At 62.5% G+C, this 17,501-nt stretch carries 22 protein-coding genes; 7 read left to right on the forward strand and 15 right to left on the reverse strand.

Annotation, left to right across the window (positions count from 1 at the left end; translation table 11 throughout):
• Positions 1 to 65: 65 nt before the first annotated feature.
• The 9 genes from C5L10_RS09470 to coxB all read right to left on the reverse strand — a co-directional run bounded on the left by C5L10_RS09470 (position 66) and on the right by coxB (position 8,521).
• Complete coding sequence (locus tag C5L10_RS09470; protein WP_172716961.1) at positions 66 to 674, reverse strand: hypothetical protein; 609 nt, start codon at positions 672 to 674, stop codon at positions 66 to 68.
• A gap of 157 nt (positions 675 to 831) precedes the next feature.
• Positions 832 to 2,247 carry a metalloprotease TldD gene (gene tldD / locus C5L10_RS09475; RefSeq protein ID WP_105429430.1) on the reverse strand — a complete coding sequence of 472 codons (1,416 nt, stop codon included), beginning with the start codon at positions 2,245 to 2,247 and terminating at the stop codon, positions 832 to 834.
• A gap of 93 nt (positions 2,248 to 2,340) precedes the next feature.
• On the reverse strand, positions 2,341 to 3,111 hold the full coding sequence (locus C5L10_RS09480) for an SURF1 family protein (RefSeq protein WP_205837033.1): 771 nt from the start codon (positions 3,109 to 3,111) through the stop codon (positions 2,341 to 2,343).
• Between the two features lie 67 nt (positions 3,112 to 3,178).
• Positions 3,179 to 4,054, reverse strand: coding sequence for a cytochrome c oxidase subunit 3 (locus C5L10_RS09485; protein ID WP_046664530.1), 876 nt, complete (start codon positions 4,052 to 4,054; stop codon positions 3,179 to 3,181).
• Between the two features lie 51 nt (positions 4,055 to 4,105).
• Positions 4,106 to 4,741 (reverse strand): cytochrome c oxidase assembly protein, encoded by a 636-nt coding sequence (locus tag C5L10_RS09490; RefSeq protein WP_105429431.1) that lies wholly within the window; start codon positions 4,739 to 4,741, stop codon positions 4,106 to 4,108.
• 9 nt (positions 4,742 to 4,750) lie between these two features.
• Positions 4,751 to 4,891, reverse strand: coding sequence for a hypothetical protein (locus C5L10_RS33580; protein WP_172716962.1), 141 nt, complete (start codon positions 4,889 to 4,891; stop codon positions 4,751 to 4,753).
• Positions 4,888 to 5,844, reverse strand: a complete 957-nt coding sequence (locus C5L10_RS09495; protein WP_105429432.1) for a heme o synthase — start codon at positions 5,842 to 5,844, stop codon at positions 4,888 to 4,890. Before C5L10_RS09495 ends, C5L10_RS33580 begins: the two co-directional genes overlap by 4 nt.
• Positions 5,845 to 5,911: 67 nt before the next feature.
• Positions 5,912 to 7,618 (reverse strand): cytochrome c oxidase subunit I, encoded by a 1,707-nt coding sequence (gene ctaD, locus C5L10_RS09500; protein WP_046664526.1) that lies wholly within the window; start codon positions 7,616 to 7,618, stop codon positions 5,912 to 5,914.
• Between the two features lie 18 nt (positions 7,619 to 7,636).
• Positions 7,637 to 8,521, reverse strand: coding sequence for a cytochrome c oxidase subunit II (coxB, locus tag C5L10_RS09505; RefSeq protein WP_105429433.1), 885 nt, complete (start codon positions 8,519 to 8,521; stop codon positions 7,637 to 7,639).
• A 410-nt stretch (positions 8,522 to 8,931) separates the two neighbouring features.
• On the opposite strand from coxB, the gene C5L10_RS09510 reads away from it, so the two are divergent.
• The 7 genes from C5L10_RS09510 to C5L10_RS09540 all read left to right on the forward strand — a co-directional run bounded on the left by C5L10_RS09510 (position 8,932) and on the right by C5L10_RS09540 (position 13,591).
• Positions 8,932 to 9,582 (forward strand): invasion associated locus B family protein, encoded by a 651-nt coding sequence (locus C5L10_RS09510; protein WP_105429434.1) that lies wholly within the window; start codon positions 8,932 to 8,934, stop codon positions 9,580 to 9,582.
• A 45-nt stretch (positions 9,583 to 9,627) separates the two neighbouring features.
• Positions 9,628 to 9,819, forward strand: coding sequence for a DUF1304 family protein (locus C5L10_RS09515; protein ID WP_245447961.1), 192 nt, complete (start codon positions 9,628 to 9,630; stop codon positions 9,817 to 9,819).
• A gap of 4 nt (positions 9,820 to 9,823) precedes the next feature.
• A complete protein-coding gene (ispH, locus tag C5L10_RS09520; protein ID WP_046664524.1) occupies positions 9,824 to 10,831 on the forward strand; it encodes a 4-hydroxy-3-methylbut-2-enyl diphosphate reductase in 1,008 nt (335 codons plus the stop codon).
• Between the two features lie 142 nt (positions 10,832 to 10,973).
• A complete protein-coding gene (locus C5L10_RS09525) occupies positions 10,974 to 11,957 on the forward strand; it encodes a homoserine kinase (protein ID WP_105429435.1) in 984 nt (327 codons plus the stop codon).
• The gene (gene rnhA, locus C5L10_RS09530; RefSeq protein WP_105429436.1) at positions 11,954 to 12,394 is read left to right on the forward strand and encodes a ribonuclease HI; all 441 of its coding nucleotides are present in this window, start codon (positions 11,954 to 11,956) and stop codon (positions 12,392 to 12,394) included. Before C5L10_RS09525 ends, rnhA begins: the two co-directional genes overlap by 4 nt.
• Before the next feature lie 15 nt (positions 12,395 to 12,409).
• The gene (locus tag C5L10_RS09535) at positions 12,410 to 13,219 is read left to right on the forward strand and encodes an endonuclease/exonuclease/phosphatase family protein (protein WP_205837034.1); all 810 of its coding nucleotides are present in this window, start codon (positions 12,410 to 12,412) and stop codon (positions 13,217 to 13,219) included.
• Between the two features lie 63 nt (positions 13,220 to 13,282).
• Positions 13,283 to 13,591 (forward strand): Dabb family protein, encoded by a 309-nt coding sequence (locus tag C5L10_RS09540; protein ID WP_105429437.1) that lies wholly within the window; start codon positions 13,283 to 13,285, stop codon positions 13,589 to 13,591.
• 42 nt (positions 13,592 to 13,633) lie between these two features.
• On the opposite strand, the gene C5L10_RS09545 is transcribed toward C5L10_RS09540, so the two are convergent.
• From C5L10_RS09545 to C5L10_RS09565, 6 genes are all read right to left on the reverse strand, one after another.
• Positions 13,634 to 14,533: a metal ABC transporter solute-binding protein, Zn/Mn family gene (locus tag C5L10_RS09545; protein WP_105429438.1), complete on the reverse strand. Its 900-nt coding sequence runs from the start codon at positions 14,531 to 14,533 to the stop codon at positions 13,634 to 13,636.
• Positions 14,534 to 14,562: 29 nt separating this feature from the next.
• Complete coding sequence (locus C5L10_RS09550; RefSeq protein ID WP_046631158.1) at positions 14,563 to 15,435, reverse strand: metal ABC transporter permease; 873 nt, start codon at positions 15,433 to 15,435, stop codon at positions 14,563 to 14,565.
• Entirely contained in the window at positions 15,432 to 16,199 is a 768-nt protein-coding gene (locus C5L10_RS09555) for a metal ABC transporter ATP-binding protein (protein ID WP_105429439.1), read from the reverse strand. Before C5L10_RS09555 ends, C5L10_RS09550 begins: the two co-directional genes overlap by 4 nt.
• On the reverse strand, positions 16,196 to 16,318 hold the full coding sequence (locus C5L10_RS34720) for a hypothetical protein (RefSeq protein WP_256384675.1): 123 nt from the start codon (positions 16,316 to 16,318) through the stop codon (positions 16,196 to 16,198). The genes C5L10_RS09555 and C5L10_RS34720 overlap by 4 nt, the downstream gene beginning before the upstream one ends.
• Positions 16,319 to 16,495: 177 nt before the next feature.
• The gene (locus C5L10_RS09560) at positions 16,496 to 16,777 is read right to left on the reverse strand and encodes a hypothetical protein (protein WP_105429440.1); all 282 of its coding nucleotides are present in this window, start codon (positions 16,775 to 16,777) and stop codon (positions 16,496 to 16,498) included.
• 120 nt (positions 16,778 to 16,897) lie between these two features.
• Positions 16,898 to 17,383 carry a peroxiredoxin gene (locus tag C5L10_RS09565; RefSeq protein WP_105429441.1) on the reverse strand — a complete coding sequence of 162 codons (486 nt, stop codon included), beginning with the start codon at positions 17,381 to 17,383 and terminating at the stop codon, positions 16,898 to 16,900.
• Positions 17,384 to 17,501: the final 118 nt, after the last annotated feature.

Below are 17,501 nucleotides of genomic sequence, written 5' to 3' on the forward strand. Positions count from 1 at the left end.
GCACCTGCCGGGATTTGGATGAGGGTGTCAAGGCTGGGTCCGGCGACGATGGCCAGACGCACAGCTTATTCCTCGATACCGGTCCAGCCCGAGGAATGAAAAGTGGGTTGGTCTGGGGCGCCTGAATCCGCATCCGGCGTCCTGCCAAACTTTTTGTGGTAGCGTTTCATCAGCACCAATAGATCGTCGGTTTTGGTATTCCTCAGCAAAGCGGGAGATAGTACCAAGCTCTGAGGGCCTGAGCGTCCGGGGCTCACTTTTGTGACCTGGGGATGTGTCCCGGGGTCGAGGCTGTCGCGTAAAATCACCGCGATATTTTTGGGGGAGCCATATTCCCCAAAAAGCATGATTTGCGAGACCGACGTCCAAGGCAATAATTGCGGCATCGTGGCGGGCATCCAGATTCCAGCCGGAGATATAATAAGGACCGCCTTTTGGAGGTTCATCCGGGACACGCAAAACATCGCCAAGCTGCTGCAACCGACCACAAGTGGGATGAGGATGGCGGCTCGGGTGAGCGGTGCGAGACCCTCACGGCCAGCAAAAAAGATCTCCACCAGCTGAAACAGACAATAACACAAGGCGATGCCGCAGGCGACGGCGAGAACATAAAACACGCGCACCGAATGAAAGAATTCGAACTCGGCATGCTCCGAGCTGGCACTATCGACCATCTGTTTCCCCGGCCACCAAAGCATAAAGGACGGCCACAGTTATCATAAGGTCGTCAATCACTGGTTATTTCTCTCCGTTCGATATCAATTTGGCGTGTAGACATCGAGGCAGGCGAGCAGGGAAGGATCCTCCTATCGTCAGGCAAATTGCTCCGCTTTACGCCTTCGTCCCGCCCACCGTCACCTGGTCCATTCGCAGATGCGGCTGGCCGACGCCGACGGGGACCCATTGGCCGCCCTTGCCGCAATTGCCGATGCCGGTGTCGAGCTTCATGTCGTTGCCGACCATCGAGACGCGGCGCATCGCATCCGGGCCGTTGCCGATCAGCATGGCGCCCTTGATGGCGGGGCCGATTTTGCCGTTCTCGATCATGTAGGCTTCGGTGCAGCCGAACACGAATTTGCCCGAGGTGATGTCCACCTGGCCGCCGCCGAAGGAGACGGCGTAGATGCCTTTCTTGACCGAGGCGATGATTTCTTCGGGCGATTTGTCGCCGCCGAGCATGTAGGTATTGGTCATCCGCGGCATCGGCGTATAGGCATAACCCTGGCGGCGGCCGTTGCCGGTCGGTTGGACGCCCATCAGCCGGGCGTTCTGGCGATCCTGCATGTAACCGACCAGTTTGCCGTTCTCGATCAGCACGTTGTAGGCCGACGGCGTGCCTTCGTCGTCTATGGTGAGCGAGCCGCGGCGGTTGTCGATCGTGCCGTCGTCGACGACCGTGACGCCGGGGGCGGCGACCATCTCGCCGAGAAGTCCGGCAAAGGCCGAGGTCTTTTTGCGGTTGAAATCGCCTTCCAGCCCGTGGCCGACCGCCTCATGCAGCATCACGCCCGGCCAGCCGGAGCCGAGCACGACATCCATCGTGCCGGCCGGAGCGTCGATGGCGGTCAGGTTGACGAGCGCCTGGCGCAGCGCCTCGTCGGCGCCGGTCTGCCAGTTGCCTTCCGTCACGAAATCGCCGAAGCCGATACGGCCGCCAGTGCCGAACGAACCGCTCTCCTGCCGGTCGCCGTCACCGACGACGACGGAAATGTTGATGCGCGTCATCGGGCGGATGTCCTGCACCCGGTGGCCATCAGCGCGCAGGATGTCGACCACCTGCCAGCTTGCGGACACCGTTGCCGTTACCTGCCGTACCTTGTCGTCCTTGGAGCGCAGATAGGCGTCGATATCGGTGAGCAGCTTGACCTTCTCCTCGAAGCTGGGGCTGCCGATCGGGTTCTCGTCACCGTAATATTTCTTGTTGGTGCGCTGGGGAGCGGCAGCGTAGGAACCGGAATAACCAGCGGTGACGGCACGCACCGCATCCGAAGCACGGGACAGCGCCGCTGCCGAAAGCTCGCCTGCATGGGCATAACCAACCGCTTCGCCGGCGACCGAGCGCAGCCCGAACCCTTGGTCGGTGTTGAACGAACCGCCCTTCAGGCGGCCGTTGTCGAAGGTCAGCGATTCCGCCTGGGCATGTTCCACGAAAAGCTCGCCGTCATCGGCGCCGGTAAGCACCTCTGAGAGGATCGAGCGCAGCTTGGTCTCGTCGCAGTCGAAAAGGTTGAGAAGGTCGGTGTTCATGGGTGCTCCTTCGGCGCTGCCCTATGAAGACGCGCGCTCTGTTCCAACCGATGTAGGTCCGGGGAGGGGCCGAAGCAAGCCTATCCTGCGGGCTCAGGCGTGTTTGCGGCGGAAGATCATGCCGACGACCACGGCAACGAGGGCCACGGCCAGGCCGTACCAGGTCACGGCATATTGGAGGTGGCTGTTCGGAAGGTCGAACTGGGTGACGCCGCCTTTGGGCCAGCCGCCCGGATTGACGATCGAGCCATCGGCATCCACGAAGAACTGCACGACCTTCGACGCATCGATACCGGTGGTCGAGGCCATGGCGTCGAGATCCTTCCAGTAGAAGATGTTCTTGGCGAGATCGTTGTCCGGGACGATCGAGGACGGTTTTTCGCCAAGCCGTACCCGCGCATAACCGATGACGGTCTGCTGGTCGGCAACCTCCCCGGCGGTACGGGTTTTCGGGTCCTTCATCTCATAGGGCACGAAACCGCGGTTGACGAACAGGATGCGGCCGTCGGCAAGCGTCATCGGGGTGTAGACGTAAAAGCCGGTCTGGCCTCCGAAGGTCGCGAAGAAATGTCGCTCCCTGGCATGGTCGAACGTGCCGGTGACCGATACTCGGCGGTATTCGATATCGCCGCCGGATTTCCGGATCGCCTCGATATCGGAAAGCGCGACAGGTGCCGCCGCCCGCCGCTGGGCGATATCGGCGAGCAGGCGTTCCTTCCAATGCAGCCGCTCCACCTGCCAGGTGCCGAGCGACAGCAGGATGGCGAGCGCCGCCAGCACCACGACGACGGTCGCGATCACCCGGCCACGTCCGCGGGCGGGCGTTTTATCCGATGCGGTTTGCGAGGGAGCCTTGGTTGCCATTCGTTCCAGTCCTCAAAAAGCAGAAGGGCGGCTTGTCGCCGCCCTCCCGGAATTCATGTCCCCTCGCTCAATGGGCGAGCGGTGCGCCCCAGCCACCCCAGATGTAGATGGCGAAGAACAGGAACAGCCACACCACGTCGACGAAATGCCAGTACCAGGCGGCGGCTTCGAAGCCGAAATGCTGGGTGGGCGTGAAACCGCCGTTGATGGCGCGCAGCAGGCAGACAGCCAGGAAGATCGTGCCGACCAGGACGTGGAAACCGTGGAAGCCGGTCGCCATGAAGAAGGTCGCGCCGTAGATCGAGTTCGAGAACGCGAACGGAGCGTGGATATACTCGTAAGCCTGGACGCAGGAGAACAGGATGCCGAGTGCGACGGTGAGCGCCAGGCCGCTGATCAGGCCCTTGCGGTCGCCGTGCAGCAGCGCATGGTGAGCCCAGGTGACGCAGGTGCCGGACAGAAGCAGGATGACCGTGTTGTAGATCGGCAGGTGCCAGGGGTCGAGCACCTCGACGCCCTTCGGCGGCCACTGACCGCCGAGGAACTCGACGCGGGTCGCCTGGATCGCCTCGTTGGCGTAGAGGCTGGCATCGAAAAAGGCCCAGAACCAGGCGACAAAGAACATCACTTCCGAAGCGATGAACATGATCATGCCGTAGCGCAGATGCAGCGAGACGACGCGCGTATGGGCGCCCGAATTGCCTTCCTTGACCGTGTCCGTCCACCAGCCGATCATCGTGTAGATGATGATCGCCAGGCCGCCGTAGAACCACCATGGGCTCGCCCAGTTAAGGCCGAAAAGATGGAACTCGCCGCCCTTCAGATAGCGCATGTAGGCGACGCCGCCGAAGGTCATGACGAAGGCGCCGAGCGAAGCCAGGATCGGCCACGGGCTCGGATCGATGATGTGGTAGTCGTGATTTTTCTGATGCGCGTCGGCCATGTCAGAATCCCCGGATGAATGCCTGCTCCGCCGGAAAACCGGCGAACCCTCTTAAAGTTTCCCCACGCCTGCGTTCTGGGCGCCCGTCTTCGGGGCGCCTGCCTTCGGGCCTTCCGGCAGAGCCGCAACCGGTTTGCCCGGCTCGCTCGGATAGAAGGTGTAGGACAGGGTGATCGTCTTGATGTTCTTGGTCTCTTGGGCCGTGGCGAGCTCCGGGTCAACGAAGAACACCACCGGCATCTGAACCGACTGGCCAGGCTGCAGCGTCTGCTCGGTAAAGCAGAAGCACTCGACCTTGTTGAAATAGGCGCCCGCTTCCATCGGTGTCACGTTGAACACGGCACTGCCAGTCGTCGGCTTGGACGACCGGTTGGTCGCAGTGTATTCGATCTGCACGGTCTCCCCAATCTTCGGACTGACCGACTTGGCGGGCTTGAACTCCCAGTTCAGGCCCGGCGAGATGTTGGCGTCGAACGTCACCTGGATAGGCTTGTTCAGGATCTTGTCGGAATACTGCTCGACGCGCTGGGTGGTGCCGTTATAGCCGGTGACCTGGCAGAACAGCCGGTAGAGCGGCACGGAAGCATAGGCGGCGCCGACCATGCCGGCCACGAAAACGGCGCAGCCGGCGAAGATCGCGCTGTTGCTGACCCGCTTTGCCTGACCGCTCTGATTGACGTCCGTCATCGCTCCACCCTAGTTCCCGACTCCGCCGATTTTCACCAGCGTCATGATGTAGAAGAGGACCACGAGCCCGGCGAGAACGATGCCGAGCGCGACATTGCGGTTGCGGCGGGACTTCCTCTGGGCTTCGCTGAGCGTGATTTTTTCCCTCACAGCAGACCTCCCACGAGGTGCGGCAGTCCCGCGAGCAGCCGGTCGGCCAGCAGGGCCGAGAAGATCGCAAAGAGATAGAAAATCGAATAGGCGAACATCTTCTTCGCCGGCATCATCTTCTCATCGCCGTCGGGCATACGCCGGACGGCGATGGAACAGATGACGAAGATCGCACCGAGCAAGGCGGCGAAGATGCCGTAACCGAGGCCGGCAAGTCCGGTGAGGGTGGGGGTGACCGCGATCAGCGCAGTCAGGACCGCATAGACGATGATCTGGTTCTTGGTCGAGGCCTCGCCTGCGACATTCGGCATCATCGGCACGCCGACCGAGCCGTAATCGCGCATCTTGAAGAGCGCGAGTGCCCAGAAATGCGCCGGCGTCCACAGGAAGATGATCAGGAAAAGCAGGATGCTGTCGAGCGATACGCCGCCCGTGACGCAGGCCCAGCCGATCATCGGGGGGAAGGCACCGGAAGCGCCGCCGATGACGATGTTCTGCGGCGTCGAGCGCTTCAGCCACATCGTGTAGACAACGGCATAGAAAAAGATGGTGAAGGCGAGCAGGCCGGCCGAGAACCAGTTGACCGCAAGACCGAGGATGACGACCGAAAAGACCGAGAGCGTCAAGCCGAAGGCGAGCGCTTCCTGGGGCAGGATGCGACCGGCCGGGATCGGGCGTTTGGCGGTGCGGGTCATGACGGCATCGATATCGGCGTCATACCACATGTTCAGCGCCCCGGAGGCACCGGCGCCGACGGCGATGCAGAGAATGGAAATCACGCCGAGGACCGGATTGATCTGCCCTGGCGCCAGGATGAGACCGGCGAATGCGGTGAAGACCACGAGCGACATCACCCGCGGCTTCAGGAGCTCGAAGAAATCGCGCGCACTCGCTTCCGAGAGGCGTGAGCCTCCATCGGTGCCGAGAGCGTCGTGATTGTCCATAACCGTCATTGAACCGTCCTGCTTGGTATTTCAAGGCATCGCGTTGCCGCGATGCCCTTTTTCAAGGATCGAGCGCTTACTTGATGCGCGGTAGCTGTTCCCACTGGTGGTACGGCGGCGGCGAAGAAAGCTGCCATTCCAGCGTGGTCGCACCTTCGCCCCACGGATTGTCGCCGGCGATGCGCTTCTTTGCGAAGGCTTCCCAGACGCCATAGAGGAAGATCAGAACGCCGACGAAGGAGATGTAGGAGCCGATGGAGGAAACATAGTTCCAGCCGGCAAACGCATCCGGATAGTCGATGTAACGGCGCGGCATGCCGGCGAGACCCAGGAAGTGCTGGGGGAAGAACACCAGGTTGACGCCGATGAACATGACCCAGAAATGCAGGTTGCCGATCCGCTGGCTGTACATGTAGCCGAACATTTTCGGGAACCAGTAGTACCAGGCCGCGAAGATGGCGAAGACCGCGCCGAGCGACAGAACGTAGTGGAAGTGGGCCACGACGTAATAGGTGTCATGCAGCGAGCGGTCGAGGCCGGCATTGGCGAGCTGGACGCCCGTGACGCCGCCGACGGTGAACAGGAAGATGAAACCGATCGCCCAGATCATCGGCGTCGAGAAGGTCAGCGACCCGCCCCACATCGTGGCGATCCAGGAGAAGATCTTGATGCCTGTCGGGACCGCGATGACCATCGTCGCGAAGACGAAGTAACGCTGCGCATCAAGCGACATGCCGACCGTGTACATATGGTGGGCCCAGACGATGAAGCCGACGGCGCCGATCGCGACCATGGCGTAAGCCATGCCGAGATAACCGAAGACCGGCTTCTTGGAGAAGGTCGAGACGATGTGGCTGACGATGCCGAAACCGGGCAGGATCAGAATGTACACTTCCGGGTGGCCGAAGAACCAGAACAGGTGCTGGTAGAGGATCGGGTCACCGCCGCCTTCCGGCGAGAAGAAGGTAGTGCCGAAGTTGCGGTCGGTCAGAAGCATGGTGATAGCGCCCGCCAGAACCGGCAGCGAGAGCAGCAGCAGGAAGGCGGTGACCAGCACGGCCCAGGCAAACAGCGGCATCTTGTGCAGCGTCATGCCCGGAGCGCGCATGTTGAGGATCGTGGTGATGAAGTTGATCGCACCGAGGATCGAGGATGCGCCGGCGACGTGCAGCGAGAAGATCGCCAGGTCGACGGCCGGACCCGGATGCCCCATGGTCGCGAGCGGCGGATACATGGTCCAGCCACCGCCGACACCGTAAGCGCCCGCAGGACCTTCGACGAACATCGAAAGCAGCAGAAGCAGGAAGGCCGGCACGATCAGCCAGAAGGAGATGTTGTTCAGGCGCGGGAAGGCCATGTCCGGCGCGCCGATCATGATCGGCACCATCCAGTTGGCGAAACCGCCGATCATCGCCGGCATGACCATGAAGAAGATCATGATAAGCGCGTGGCCGGTGGTGAACACGTTGAACATGTGCTTGCCGCCGTCGATCGCGGCGTCGCCCTGGAAGCCGTAGACCATCGAGGCCAGACCATGGAAGATCTGAATGCCCGGTTCCTGCAGCTCCATGCGCATGGCGACGGAGAGAAGCCCGCCGACGATGCCCGCGAAGATCGCGAAGATCAGGTAGAGCGTGCCGATGTCCTTGTGGTTGGTCGAAAACAGCCAACGCTGAGCAAAGGTCGGCGTGTGCGAATGATCATGATGATCGTCGTGGGCATGCGCATCATCGTGAGAGGTGCGAGCATGAGCGTGATCGTCGTGAGCGGAATGTCCAGCCATTGTCCTCACTCCTCTGTATTACTTGGATTCATTTGCCGCGACGGCAAAATTGCCGGCAGGCTTGTCGACCGCAGCCACGAGAGCCTTGTAGGCCCCCGGCAGGTCGGTCGCAGCAGCTGCGAGCCAGGTCTTGTACTTGTCTTCCGAGACGACGCGGATGGCGATCGGCATGTACGCGTGGTCCTTGCCGCACAGTTCGGAGCACTGACCGTAATAGAGGCCTTCCTTCTCTGCCTTGAACCAGGTCTCGTTCAGGCGGCCCGGAACGGCGTCGATCTTGAGCCCGAAAGCCGGCATTGCGAAGGCGTGGATGACGTCGGACGGAGCGGCGGTCACCAGCACGCGCACGGTCTTGTTGACCGGGATGATCATTTCGTTGTCGACGGCCAGAAGACGCGGATAGACGGCAGGATCTGTCTTGCCGGCGGCGGCGCGGTCCTGTTCCTTCAGCATGAAGCTGTCGAAGGCCACCGGCGCCGGCGTGCCTTCATATTCATAGTTCCACTGCCACTGGGTGGCGGTGGCCTTGACCGTCATGTCCGATTCCGGAATTTCGAGCTGGGCATTCAGGAGATTGAAGGAGGGAATGGCGAGGAAGAAGAGGATGAGAACCGGGCCAAGCGTCCAGATGATCTCGATCGCCGTATTGTGGCTGGTCCGCGACGGCACCGGATTGGCGCTGGCGCGGAACTTCACGACGACGACGACCAGCAGGGCCAGAACCAAAAGCGTGGTCGGCACGATGAACCACAGCGTATAGTGGTTGAACCAGCGGATCTGGTGCATGATCGGCGTTGCTGCCGCCTGGAAGTCAATCTGCCACGGATGCGGCTGGTCCGCAAAACCTGCGGAAGCAAAGAGCAGACAGATGAGCGCCGTCATCACTGCAAAAGCCCTGTTCATCACTACATATCTCCCCATGCGTCTGATCTCGATCAAACCGAACGCAGAATCCAAGCTATATGGTCTGCTTCAATCACAGTTTGCCTGCCGCCGCAATATCTGGCGGGAAAAGCCCGTGCGGCATTTTGCGCCTCGGGGATAAGCTTGGAATCCCGCGATAATCAGGGGCTGTAACCGGCTTTTTCGACCGGGCCGAGGTCTTATTTCAAAGGCCTTCCACACCTCCGGCCGCGTCATTATAGACCGTACGACGGCCAAAATCCGGCTTTTTCCTGATAAAAGTGACGGCTGGGCCACGCGGCCTGGCGGGTCCCACTTTCGCCGTACTCCACTGGAAAGAGGTCAGGGCTTTTCATTTCGTCTAGTGAACGACAAGAATAGCCGCACTGATTCGTCTTCCAGAGGTTTCCATGGGTCGTCCCTCCCTGATCTGCGCCGGTCTAGCCGTGATGCTTGCAGCCGCCGTTTCGCTTCCCGCGTTCGCGCAGCAGCCGCAACCCGGCCCGCGGCCCGCTGCACCCCAGCCGGCCCCCGTTCCGGCACAGGGCGCCAAGCCGGGACCGCAGGCACCCCGGCCGGCGCCGAACGGCGGGCAGGCCCAGCAGCCTCCGGGGCAGCAGGCGCAGCCCCCCGGCAACGTGCGCGAGAACCATGGCGCATGGTCGATCATCTGCGACCGGCCGGCCGGCGCTTCCGCCGACCAGTGCGCGCTGATGCAGAACGTCATCGCCGAGGACCGGCCGGAAGTCGGCCTGTCGGTGGTGGTGCTGAAGACCGCCGACCGAAAGGCACGCATCCTGCGCATCCTCGCGCCGCTCGGCGTGCTCCTGAAGGACGGCATGGAACTCTATGTCGACAACAACAATATCGGCCGCGCCTATTTCACCCGCTGCTTCTCCGAGGGCTGTTATGTGGAAGTGGAGATCGACGAGGAACTGATGCGCATCTTGCGCGCCGGCAAGGCTGCCGTCTTTGCTCTGCGCGAATCCGCAGATCAGGACCGGGTCGGCATTCCGATCGAACTCACCGGCTTCGGCCCGGGCTACGACGCGCTTCCGTAATGTCTTAAAGAGACGCTCGGAGCTCTAAAGGCCTGGAGGGCAGGCGTGATTTCCCGTGCGCTTCGACGACACGGCCGGCGCCGCGATCCCGCCTTGGCCTTCCGATTGAAGCTCTTCTTTCTTGTGTGCGTGACCATTGCCGCTATATATGGCGCGTGGTCGGTCAAGCCGCGCATCCTGTTCATCCAGGGCGGTCCGGCCATTTTCGCTCTCGTGCTGACAGTCCTGGCGTCCTGATTTGATGGCATCATCCATACCTGAAAAAAGCCCACTCAAGATTCGTCTCTGCGGCCCGCGCGGTTTCTGCGCCGGCGTCGACAGGGCGATCCAGATCGTCGTGCTGGCGCTGAAAGCCTATGGCGCGCCGGTCTATGTCCGCCACGAGATCGTCCACAACCGCTATGTGGTCGAGGGTCTCGAAGCGAAGGGCGCCGTTTTCGTCGAGGAACTGGACGAGATCCCGGCCGAACATCGCGAGCAGCCGGTAGTCTTCTCCGCACATGGCGTACCGAAATCCGTGCCCGAGGATGCCGAGGCCCGCAATCTCTTCTATCTCGACGCGACCTGCCCGCTGGTGTCGAAAGTCCACAAGCAGGCGATGCGCCACCAGCGCCTCGGCCGCCATGTGGTGCTGATCGGCCATGCCGGCCATCCGGAAGTGATCGGTACGATGGGCCAGCTGCCGCCAGGCACGGTGTCGCTCATCGACACGATCGCCGACGCGGAAGCCTATGTCCCCGAAGATCCGGACAATCTCGGCTACGTCACCCAGACGACGCTCTCGGTGGACGACACCGCAGGCGTCATCGCCAAGCTGCAGGAGCGTTTCCCGAACCTCACGGCGCCTTCCGCCGACAGCATCTGCTACGCCACCACCAACCGTCAGGAAGCGGTCAAGGAAGCCGCGCCCGGCTGCGACCTTTTCATCGTCGTCGGTGCTCCGAATTCGTCGAATTCCAAGCGGCTTGTCGAAGTGGCGCTGAGAGCAGGGGCCAAGCGCTCCCTCCTGGTGCAGCGCGCCTCCGAATTGAACTGGGACGAGATCGGTCGCATCGGCACGCTCGGCCTTTCCGCCGGCGCCTCCGCCCCGGAAGTCATCGTCGACGAGATCATCGCCGCCTTCAAGGAGCGTTTCGAGGCCGAGATCGAGCTCGCGATCACCGCGGAAGAAACCGAAAACTTCCTCGTCAACCGCGAGCTGCGCGGCGTGCCTTTGACGGTTGAGGACATGGCATGGGTGAACGGGTGAGGAGCCATCCGGCGAAGCCGGAAAAATCGATAGAGTGGTCCGATTTCGGGTTCGGACGCCCCGGCCTCTAGCGAAGGGCCGGGCGAGCCGCTAGGAAAGCCCCATCACCTATCTGCGCGGCAGAATCAAGCGGGATGACACCTTGGCCGTTTACACCGACATCACCGAAGACGACCTGAAGCAGTTCCTGACGGAATACGATGTCGGCGAGCTGACCTCCTACAAGGGGATTGCCGAGGGCGTCGAGAATTCGAACTTCCTGTTGCACACGACCCGCGATCCGCTGATCCTGACGCTCTACGAAAAGCGGACGGACGAGCGTGATCTGCCGTTTTTCCTCGGCCTGATGCAGCATCTGGCGGCCGGCGGCCTGTCCTGCCCGCTGCCCCTGCCGCGCAACGACGGAAATCTCTACGGCACCCTGTCCGGCCGGCCCGCCGCCCTCATCTCCTTCCTCGAAGGCATGTGGCTGAGGAAGCCGGAGGCGAAACATTGCCGCGAGGTGGGCAAGGCGCTCGCCCGGATGCACCTCTCCGGCCAGGATTTCGAGCTGACACGCCCGAACTCGCTTTCCGTGGAGGGCTGGAAGACGCTTTGGGAAAAATCCGCCGAGCGCGCCGACGAAGTCGAAATCGGCCTGCAGGACGAAATCTCCTCGGAACTCGGTCACCTGGACCGGAACTGGCCGAAGGATCTGGCCGCCGGCGTCATCCACGCGGATCTCTTCCAGGACAATGTCTTCTTCCTCGGCGACGAGCTGTCCGGCCTGATCGACTTCTATTTCGCCTGCAACGACCTGCTCGCCTATGATGTCTCGATCTGCCTGAATGCCTGGTGTTTCGAAAAGGACGGCGCCTACAACCTCACCAAGGGCCAGGCGCTGCTCGAAGGTTACCAGAGCGTCCGCCCCCTCGAGAGGCCCGAAATCGAGGCCCTGCCGATCCTCGCCCGCGGTTCGGCGCTGCGGTTCTTCCTGACCCGGCTTTACGACTGGCTGACGACGCCGGCCGGCGCGCTGGTTGTCAAGAAGGACCCGCTCGAATACCTGCGCAAGCTGCGCTTCCACCGCCAAATTACATCGGCCACCGAATACGGGCTGACTGAAGAAAGACTGTCCGCATCATGAAGCAGGTAGAGATTTTCACCGACGGCGCCTGTTCCGGCAATCCCGGTCCGGGTGGCTGGGGCGCCATCCTGCGTTATGGCGACACGGAAAAGGAAATGTTCGGCGGCGAGGCCGAGACGACCAACAACCGCATGGAGCTGATGGCGGCGATCTCCGCGCTGAACGCGCTGAAAACTCCGTGCGAAGTCAACCTTCACACCGACAGCAAATATGTGGTGGACGGCATTTCCAAGTGGATCTTCGGCTGGAAGAAGAACGGCTGGAAGACCGCCGACAAGAAGCCGGTGAAGAATGCCGAGCTCTGGCAGCAGCTTGAGGAAGCGCGCAACAAGCACAAGGTGACGCTCCACTGGGTGAAGGGCCATGCCGGCCATCCGGAAAACGAGCGCGCCGACGAGCTCGCACGCCTCGGCATGGCGCCGTTCAAGAAGAGATAACCGGAGCGCCGAGCGATGACCTTGCGCCTGATCTCCCTCAACGCCTGGGGCGGCCGAGTCCACGCGCCGCTGATGCAGTATCTCAAGACGGCTGACCCGGACGTGCTCTGCCTGCAGGAAGTCACCCGCACGCCGGATGCGGCCGCCGACTGGCTGGTCTACCGCGACGGCGCTTTCGAACTGCCGCAGCGCGCCAGCCTCTATGAGGATGTGAAGGCGGTTCTGCCCGGCCATGAGGCGATGTACGCTCCGGTCGCCCGTGGCACGCTGTTCGAGGGTGAGCGGGAGGTAGGCTCCGAATTCGGCCTTGCCACGTTCGTGCGCGGTTCTTTGCCCATCATCGGCCAGCAGCTTGGTTTCGTGCATGGAGAGTTTTCGGCCGGCGGCTGGGGCGAGCATCCGCGCTCGCGCAACGCCCACGCCGTCCGTATCCATCGCTACGAGATAGGCTCGGCGGTGACCATCGTGCAGATGCACGGGCTGCGGGATCTTGCCGGCAAGGGCGATACGCCGGCCCGGCTGGCTCAAGCCCATGCTCTCGTCGCGCTGATCCAAAAGGCCTGGCAGCCGGGTGAGCCGCTGGTCGTCTGCGGCGATCTCAATCTTCTGCCCGGCAGCGAAACCTTCGCCATTATCGGAAAACTCGGCCTCACCGATCTCGTCACCACCCGCGGCTTCACCGACACCCGCACCTCCTGGTATCCGAAGGACAGCCGTTATGCGGATTATCTGCTGGTGACGCCGGATGTGAAGGTCGAGAACTTTGATGTGGTCGCCGAGCCGGAAGTTTCCGACCACCGCGCGCTTCTTCTGGAAATCGCGTGAGCCGCTGTTGCGCTCGCAGCGTCAGTCACTATTCTGCCGCCAACAACCCGTGGAGGTCCGCTCATGATCCTGCATTGCGTATTCGTTCGGTTCAAGGCGGCCATCCAGCAGGCCGACAAGCAGTCGATCTACGATGCTGTCGCCGCGCTGAAGGATGTCACGCCCGGCATCCTCGACGTGAAATTCGGCCAGAACGTTTCGCCGGAAGGCCTGAACGGCGGCTTTCTTGACGGTTTCATCGTGACCTTCGAGAGCCCCGAGGCGCGCGACGCCTATCTCGTCCATCCGGACCATATAGCTGTCGGCGACCGGATCATCGGCTCTGCGGACGGCGGTCTGTCGGGGCTTCTGGTTTTCGACATGGCTGTTTGAGCAAAGGCCGCGGGCGTTTGCCCGCAGCCTACTATTGCGGGGTCAGCTCGACTTCGCCATCGCCGCGGCGATCTGGTCGACATTGTAGCGGAACATCTTTTCATACGTCGGCGCCGGCCCCTTGGCATCCGAGAGCGCTTCGACATAAAGCTCGCCGCCTGGCTGGGCAGCGGTCGCCTTGGCGATCTGCTTGACCAGCCGCGGATCGTTGGAGTTTTCAAGGAAGTAGGTCTTTACGCCTTCCGCCTTGATCTGCTGGATCAGCTTTGCGACGTCGGCGGCTGAGGCTTCGGTCTCGGTCGAGAGGCCGAGCGGCGCCAGGAAGCTGACATTGTATTCGCGGCCGAAATAACCGAAGGCATCGTGGCTGGTCAGCACCTTGCGGCGGTCGGCCGGCACCGCGTCGAACTTGGAATGCGCGTAGGCATTCATCGCGTCGAGCTTCTGGAGATAGGCTTCGGCATTTGCCTTGAAGGCGCCCGCATCGACCGGATCTGCCTCCGACAGCGCCTTTTCGATATTGGCGACCCAGACCTTCACATTGACCGGGCTGTTCCAGACATGCGGATCGGTCACCGTCTTGCCGTCTTCGTCCATGGTGCGCGTGTTCACCCCTTCAGATACCACGACCGGCTTGCCCTTGTAGCCCGAGGCGGTGATCAGCCGGTCCATCCAGCCTTCCAGGCCTTCGCCGCTGACGAAGGCCACCTGCGCCGCCTTGAGGTTCCGGGCGTCCGTCGGCGATGGCTCGAATTCATGGGGATCGCCGCTCGGGCCGACGAGGTTCGTCACCTTCACATGTTTGCCGCCCACTTGGGAGACGACATCGCCGAGCACCGTGAACGAGGCGACGACCTTGAGCGTGTCGGCGAGGGCCGGCACGGCGGAAAAGGCCATGAGGGCGGGAATGGCGGCGGAGAGAAGCAGTCTGCGGGATATCATCGAGGTCTCCTTGAGATTGACCGGCGGTATCAGCCCTTCAGATGTGGGCTGGGAAACAGCCGCCGGGCAAAGCCCGACGGCGAGAAGAGAATGGAAAGGCCGTAGATCACCGCCGCCGTCATGATGATCGTCGGGCCGGAGGCGAGTTCGAGGTGATAGGAGGCGACCAGCCCGACATAGCCGGAGACGGCCGCCGTGCCGGCGGCAAGAGCTATCATCGCGGTCAGGCTGCGGCCCCAGAGCTGCGCCACCGCCGCCGGCAGCATCATCAGCCCGACCGCCATCAGCGTACCGAGCGCCTGGAAGCTGGCGACCATGTTCAGCACCACGAGCAGCAGGAACAGCGCGTGATAGACCGGCCCGCGACCACCGACGGTGCGCAGGAAGCCCGGATCGAAACACTCCGCCACCAGCGGCCGGTAGACCAGGGCGAGGGCGATGAGCGTTACCGACGTGATCGAGCCGATGAGGACGAGTGCGGGGCCGTCGATTGCGAGAATGGTGCCGAACAGCACGTGCAGCAGGTCGATATTGGATCCGCGCAGCGAGACGATCAGCACGCCCAGGGCCAGCGAGGTCAGGTAGAAGCTTGCAAAGCTCGCATCTTCCTGCAGCACTGTGGCCCGGCTGACGATGCCGGAGAGCAGCGCCACGGAAAGTCCCGCAACCAGCCCGCCGATCCCCATGGCCGTCAGCGACAGCGAGCCGGCGACGAGATAACCGATCGCCGCACCGGGCAACACCGCATGGCTCATCGCGTCGCCCATCAGGCTCATGCGCCGCAGCATCAGGAAGACGCCGATCGGTCCGGAGCCGAGCGCCAGGCACAGGCAGGCGACCAGCGCCCGGCGCATGAAGCCGTAATCGGCAAACGGCGCGATCAGCACATCATAGGCGCTCATGCGACAATCCCGTTGCTCGGGGCCTTTCCGCTTGGGCTCTCGCAAATCCCTGCGTCGTCGTCCCATCGCTCAGCCATCATCCGCGCCTTGAGCAGATTGCCGGCCGACATCACCTCCGCCGTCGGTCCCCAGGCGATGCATTCGCGGGCGAGAAGCAAGGTCTCGGGAAAGTGCGTCCGAACCTGCTCGAGGTCGTGCAGCACGGCGATCACGGTGCGACCCTCGCCATGCCACTGCGCGACGATGTCGAGCAGATCCTGTGTCGTGCGGGCGTCGATTGCGGTGAAGGGCTCGTCGAGCAGGATGACTTTCGCATTCTGAAGCAGGAGGCGCGCAAACAGCACCCGCTGGAACTGGCCGGCCGATAGCGAGCCGATCGGCCGCCGTTCGAACCCGCGGAGGCCGACGGCGGCGAGCGTCCCGGCCGCTCGGGCATGTTCCTTCGCTCCGTTCGCCCTGAAGGCTCCCGTATGCCGCCACGCGCCGAGCAGCACCGTATCGAGGACCGAAATCGGGAAACGCCGGTTGATGTCCGCCGCCTGCGGCAGATAGCCGAAATCGCTGCGGACGAGCTGATGTTGCAGCCGCCCTTCCGCCGGCCTCAATTCGCCCATGATCGCCTTCATCAGCGTCGATTTGCCGGCGCCGTTCGGCCCGGCAATCGCGGTCAGGCTGCCTGCCCGGAAGAAACCCGAGACGTGATGGACGGCGGGATGGCGGTCGTAGGTGACCGTCAGGTTATCGAGCGTGAGGAGGGCGTTCACCGAAGCATCGCCGCCCAGGCGATTGCCAGCCAGAGAAGGCCAAGGAGCAGCGCGACGTGGACGAGGCGGCCAAGGGCCGAACTGCCGATCAGGCTGGAGGAGTGAGGAAGTCGTGCCATCGTTGTCGCCATTTATGTAATAACATTACCGTTATGTTATAACGAATATGGCGGAAAGAGGGCGGGTGTCTATATTCAGTGATCGCCGGAGGGCCCCCGAGCAAAGCGCTCCGTCGCCGTGCAGGCCCCCATCAAACCGCCGGATAGGCGCGGTGTCGTCGGCCGCGATTGAGAATGTCAGCGGTTCTGCTGGTTCAACCCCGGTAGCGCGTTCTGATCGGAAGGTCTTGCGGGAGCTTCATATTGGCTGCCTTGCGCATCCGATGGTTTGGACGGTGCGGTCTCGGTCTGGCTGGAAACCAGATATCCCAGTCCCACAGCGCCAATCGCGACGATGAATGCGCCGGCGATCGCGCCGATCCCCCTGGCCGGGTTCTGCTTGATGATCCCGAAGGCGAGGGCCAGTCCCAGAATTGTCGCGCCGCCCGCAACGACGAATAACCACATGGCGTTTTCCATTGCGATATCCTCTCGATGTTATTCAAGAGCGTAACCGGAAGACCTGCTCGAAGTTCCGAACTTTGCCGCAAACAAAAAGGACGCCCGCAGGCGTCCTTTGGAAGCAAAATCAATGATGGCTCAGAGCTGTTCCAGCATCGCGGCGGCGCCGGAGACGGTGGCCTGGCCGGGGCTTTCCTCGACGTTGAGCGATTTGACGACGCCGTTTTCGACCAGCATCGAATAACGCTTCGAGCGCATGCCGAGGCCGCCGGCCGAAAGGTCGGCGTCGAGGCCGAGCGCCTTGGTGAAGGCGCCGTCCCAGTCGGCCAGGAAGTGAATCTTGCCGAGGCCGCCGGTCTGGGTCGCCCAGGCACCCATCACGTGCCAGTCGTTGACGGCGAGAACGGCAATGTCGTCGACCCCCTTGGAGAGGATCGCGTCGCGGTTTTCGAGATATCCCGGCAGGTGGTTCAGCGTGCAGGTGGGCGTAAAGGCGCCCGGCACGGCGAAGACAACCACCTTCTTGCCGTCGAACAGCTGTTCGGTGGTGATCTCCACCGGACCGTCCGCGGTCTTTTCCTTGAACTTGGCTGGGGGAAGTTTGTCGCCGATGGCAATCGTCATGGGGCTCTCCTCGGTTGGGCGAGCGCCTGTTTCAGGCCCGCCATTCGCGGCGCACTATAGAGCGCACTTGGCGCAAGACAAGGGAAAGGCCGCAATGCAACACGCCGCCGGAGGCAGG

Source organism: Neorhizobium sp. T6_25 (assembly GCF_002968555.1).
Taxonomy (GTDB): domain Bacteria; phylum Pseudomonadota; class Alphaproteobacteria; order Rhizobiales; family Rhizobiaceae; genus Neorhizobium.

What these genes read in the sequence shown, in the direction of transcription:
- C5L10_RS09470 (WP_172716961.1), bottom strand. Translation starts at nt 674, where the DNA reads ATGGTCGATAGTGCCAGCTCGGAGCATGCCGAGTTCGAATTCTTTCAT.
- tldD (WP_105429430.1), bottom strand. Translation starts at nt 2,247, where the DNA reads ATGAACACCGACCTTCTCAACCTTTTCGACTGCGACGAGACCAAGCTG.
- C5L10_RS09480 (WP_205837033.1), bottom strand. Translation starts at nt 3,111, where the DNA reads ATGGCAACCAAGGCTCCCTCGCAAACCGCATCGGATAAAACGCCCGCC.
- C5L10_RS09485 (WP_046664530.1), bottom strand. Translation starts at nt 4,054, where the DNA reads ATGGCCGACGCGCATCAGAAAAATCACGACTACCACATCATCGATCCG.
- C5L10_RS09490 (WP_105429431.1), bottom strand. Translation starts at nt 4,741, where the DNA reads ATGACGGACGTCAATCAGAGCGGTCAGGCAAAGCGGGTCAGCAACAGC.
- C5L10_RS09495 (WP_105429432.1), bottom strand. Translation starts at nt 5,844, where the DNA reads ATGACGGTTATGGACAATCACGACGCTCTCGGCACCGATGGAGGCTCA.
- ctaD (WP_046664526.1), bottom strand. Translation starts at nt 7,618, where the DNA reads ATGGCTGGACATTCCGCTCACGACGATCACGCTCATGCTCGCACCTCT.
- coxB (WP_105429433.1), bottom strand. Translation starts at nt 8,521, where the DNA reads ATGAACAGGGCTTTTGCAGTGATGACGGCGCTCATCTGTCTGCTCTTT.
- C5L10_RS09510 (WP_105429434.1), top strand. Translation starts at nt 8,932, where the DNA reads ATGGGTCGTCCCTCCCTGATCTGCGCCGGTCTAGCCGTGATGCTTGCA.
- ispH (WP_046664524.1), top strand. Translation starts at nt 9,824, where the DNA reads ATGGCATCATCCATACCTGAAAAAAGCCCACTCAAGATTCGTCTCTGC.
- rnhA (WP_105429436.1), top strand. Translation starts at nt 11,954, where the DNA reads ATGAAGCAGGTAGAGATTTTCACCGACGGCGCCTGTTCCGGCAATCCC.
- C5L10_RS09535 (WP_205837034.1), top strand. Translation starts at nt 12,410, where the DNA reads ATGACCTTGCGCCTGATCTCCCTCAACGCCTGGGGCGGCCGAGTCCAC.
- C5L10_RS09540 (WP_105429437.1), top strand. Translation starts at nt 13,283, where the DNA reads ATGATCCTGCATTGCGTATTCGTTCGGTTCAAGGCGGCCATCCAGCAG.
- C5L10_RS09545 (WP_105429438.1), bottom strand. Translation starts at nt 14,533, where the DNA reads ATGATATCCCGCAGACTGCTTCTCTCCGCCGCCATTCCCGCCCTCATG.
- C5L10_RS09550 (WP_046631158.1), bottom strand. Translation starts at nt 15,435, where the DNA reads ATGAGCGCCTATGATGTGCTGATCGCGCCGTTTGCCGATTACGGCTTC.
- C5L10_RS34720 (WP_256384675.1), bottom strand. Translation starts at nt 16,318, where the DNA reads ATGGCACGACTTCCTCACTCCTCCAGCCTGATCGGCAGTTCGGCCCTT.
- C5L10_RS09560 (WP_105429440.1), bottom strand. Translation starts at nt 16,777, where the DNA reads ATGGAAAACGCCATGTGGTTATTCGTCGTTGCGGGCGGCGCGACAATT.
- C5L10_RS09565 (WP_105429441.1), bottom strand. Translation starts at nt 17,383, where the DNA reads ATGACGATTGCCATCGGCGACAAACTTCCCCCAGCCAAGTTCAAGGAA.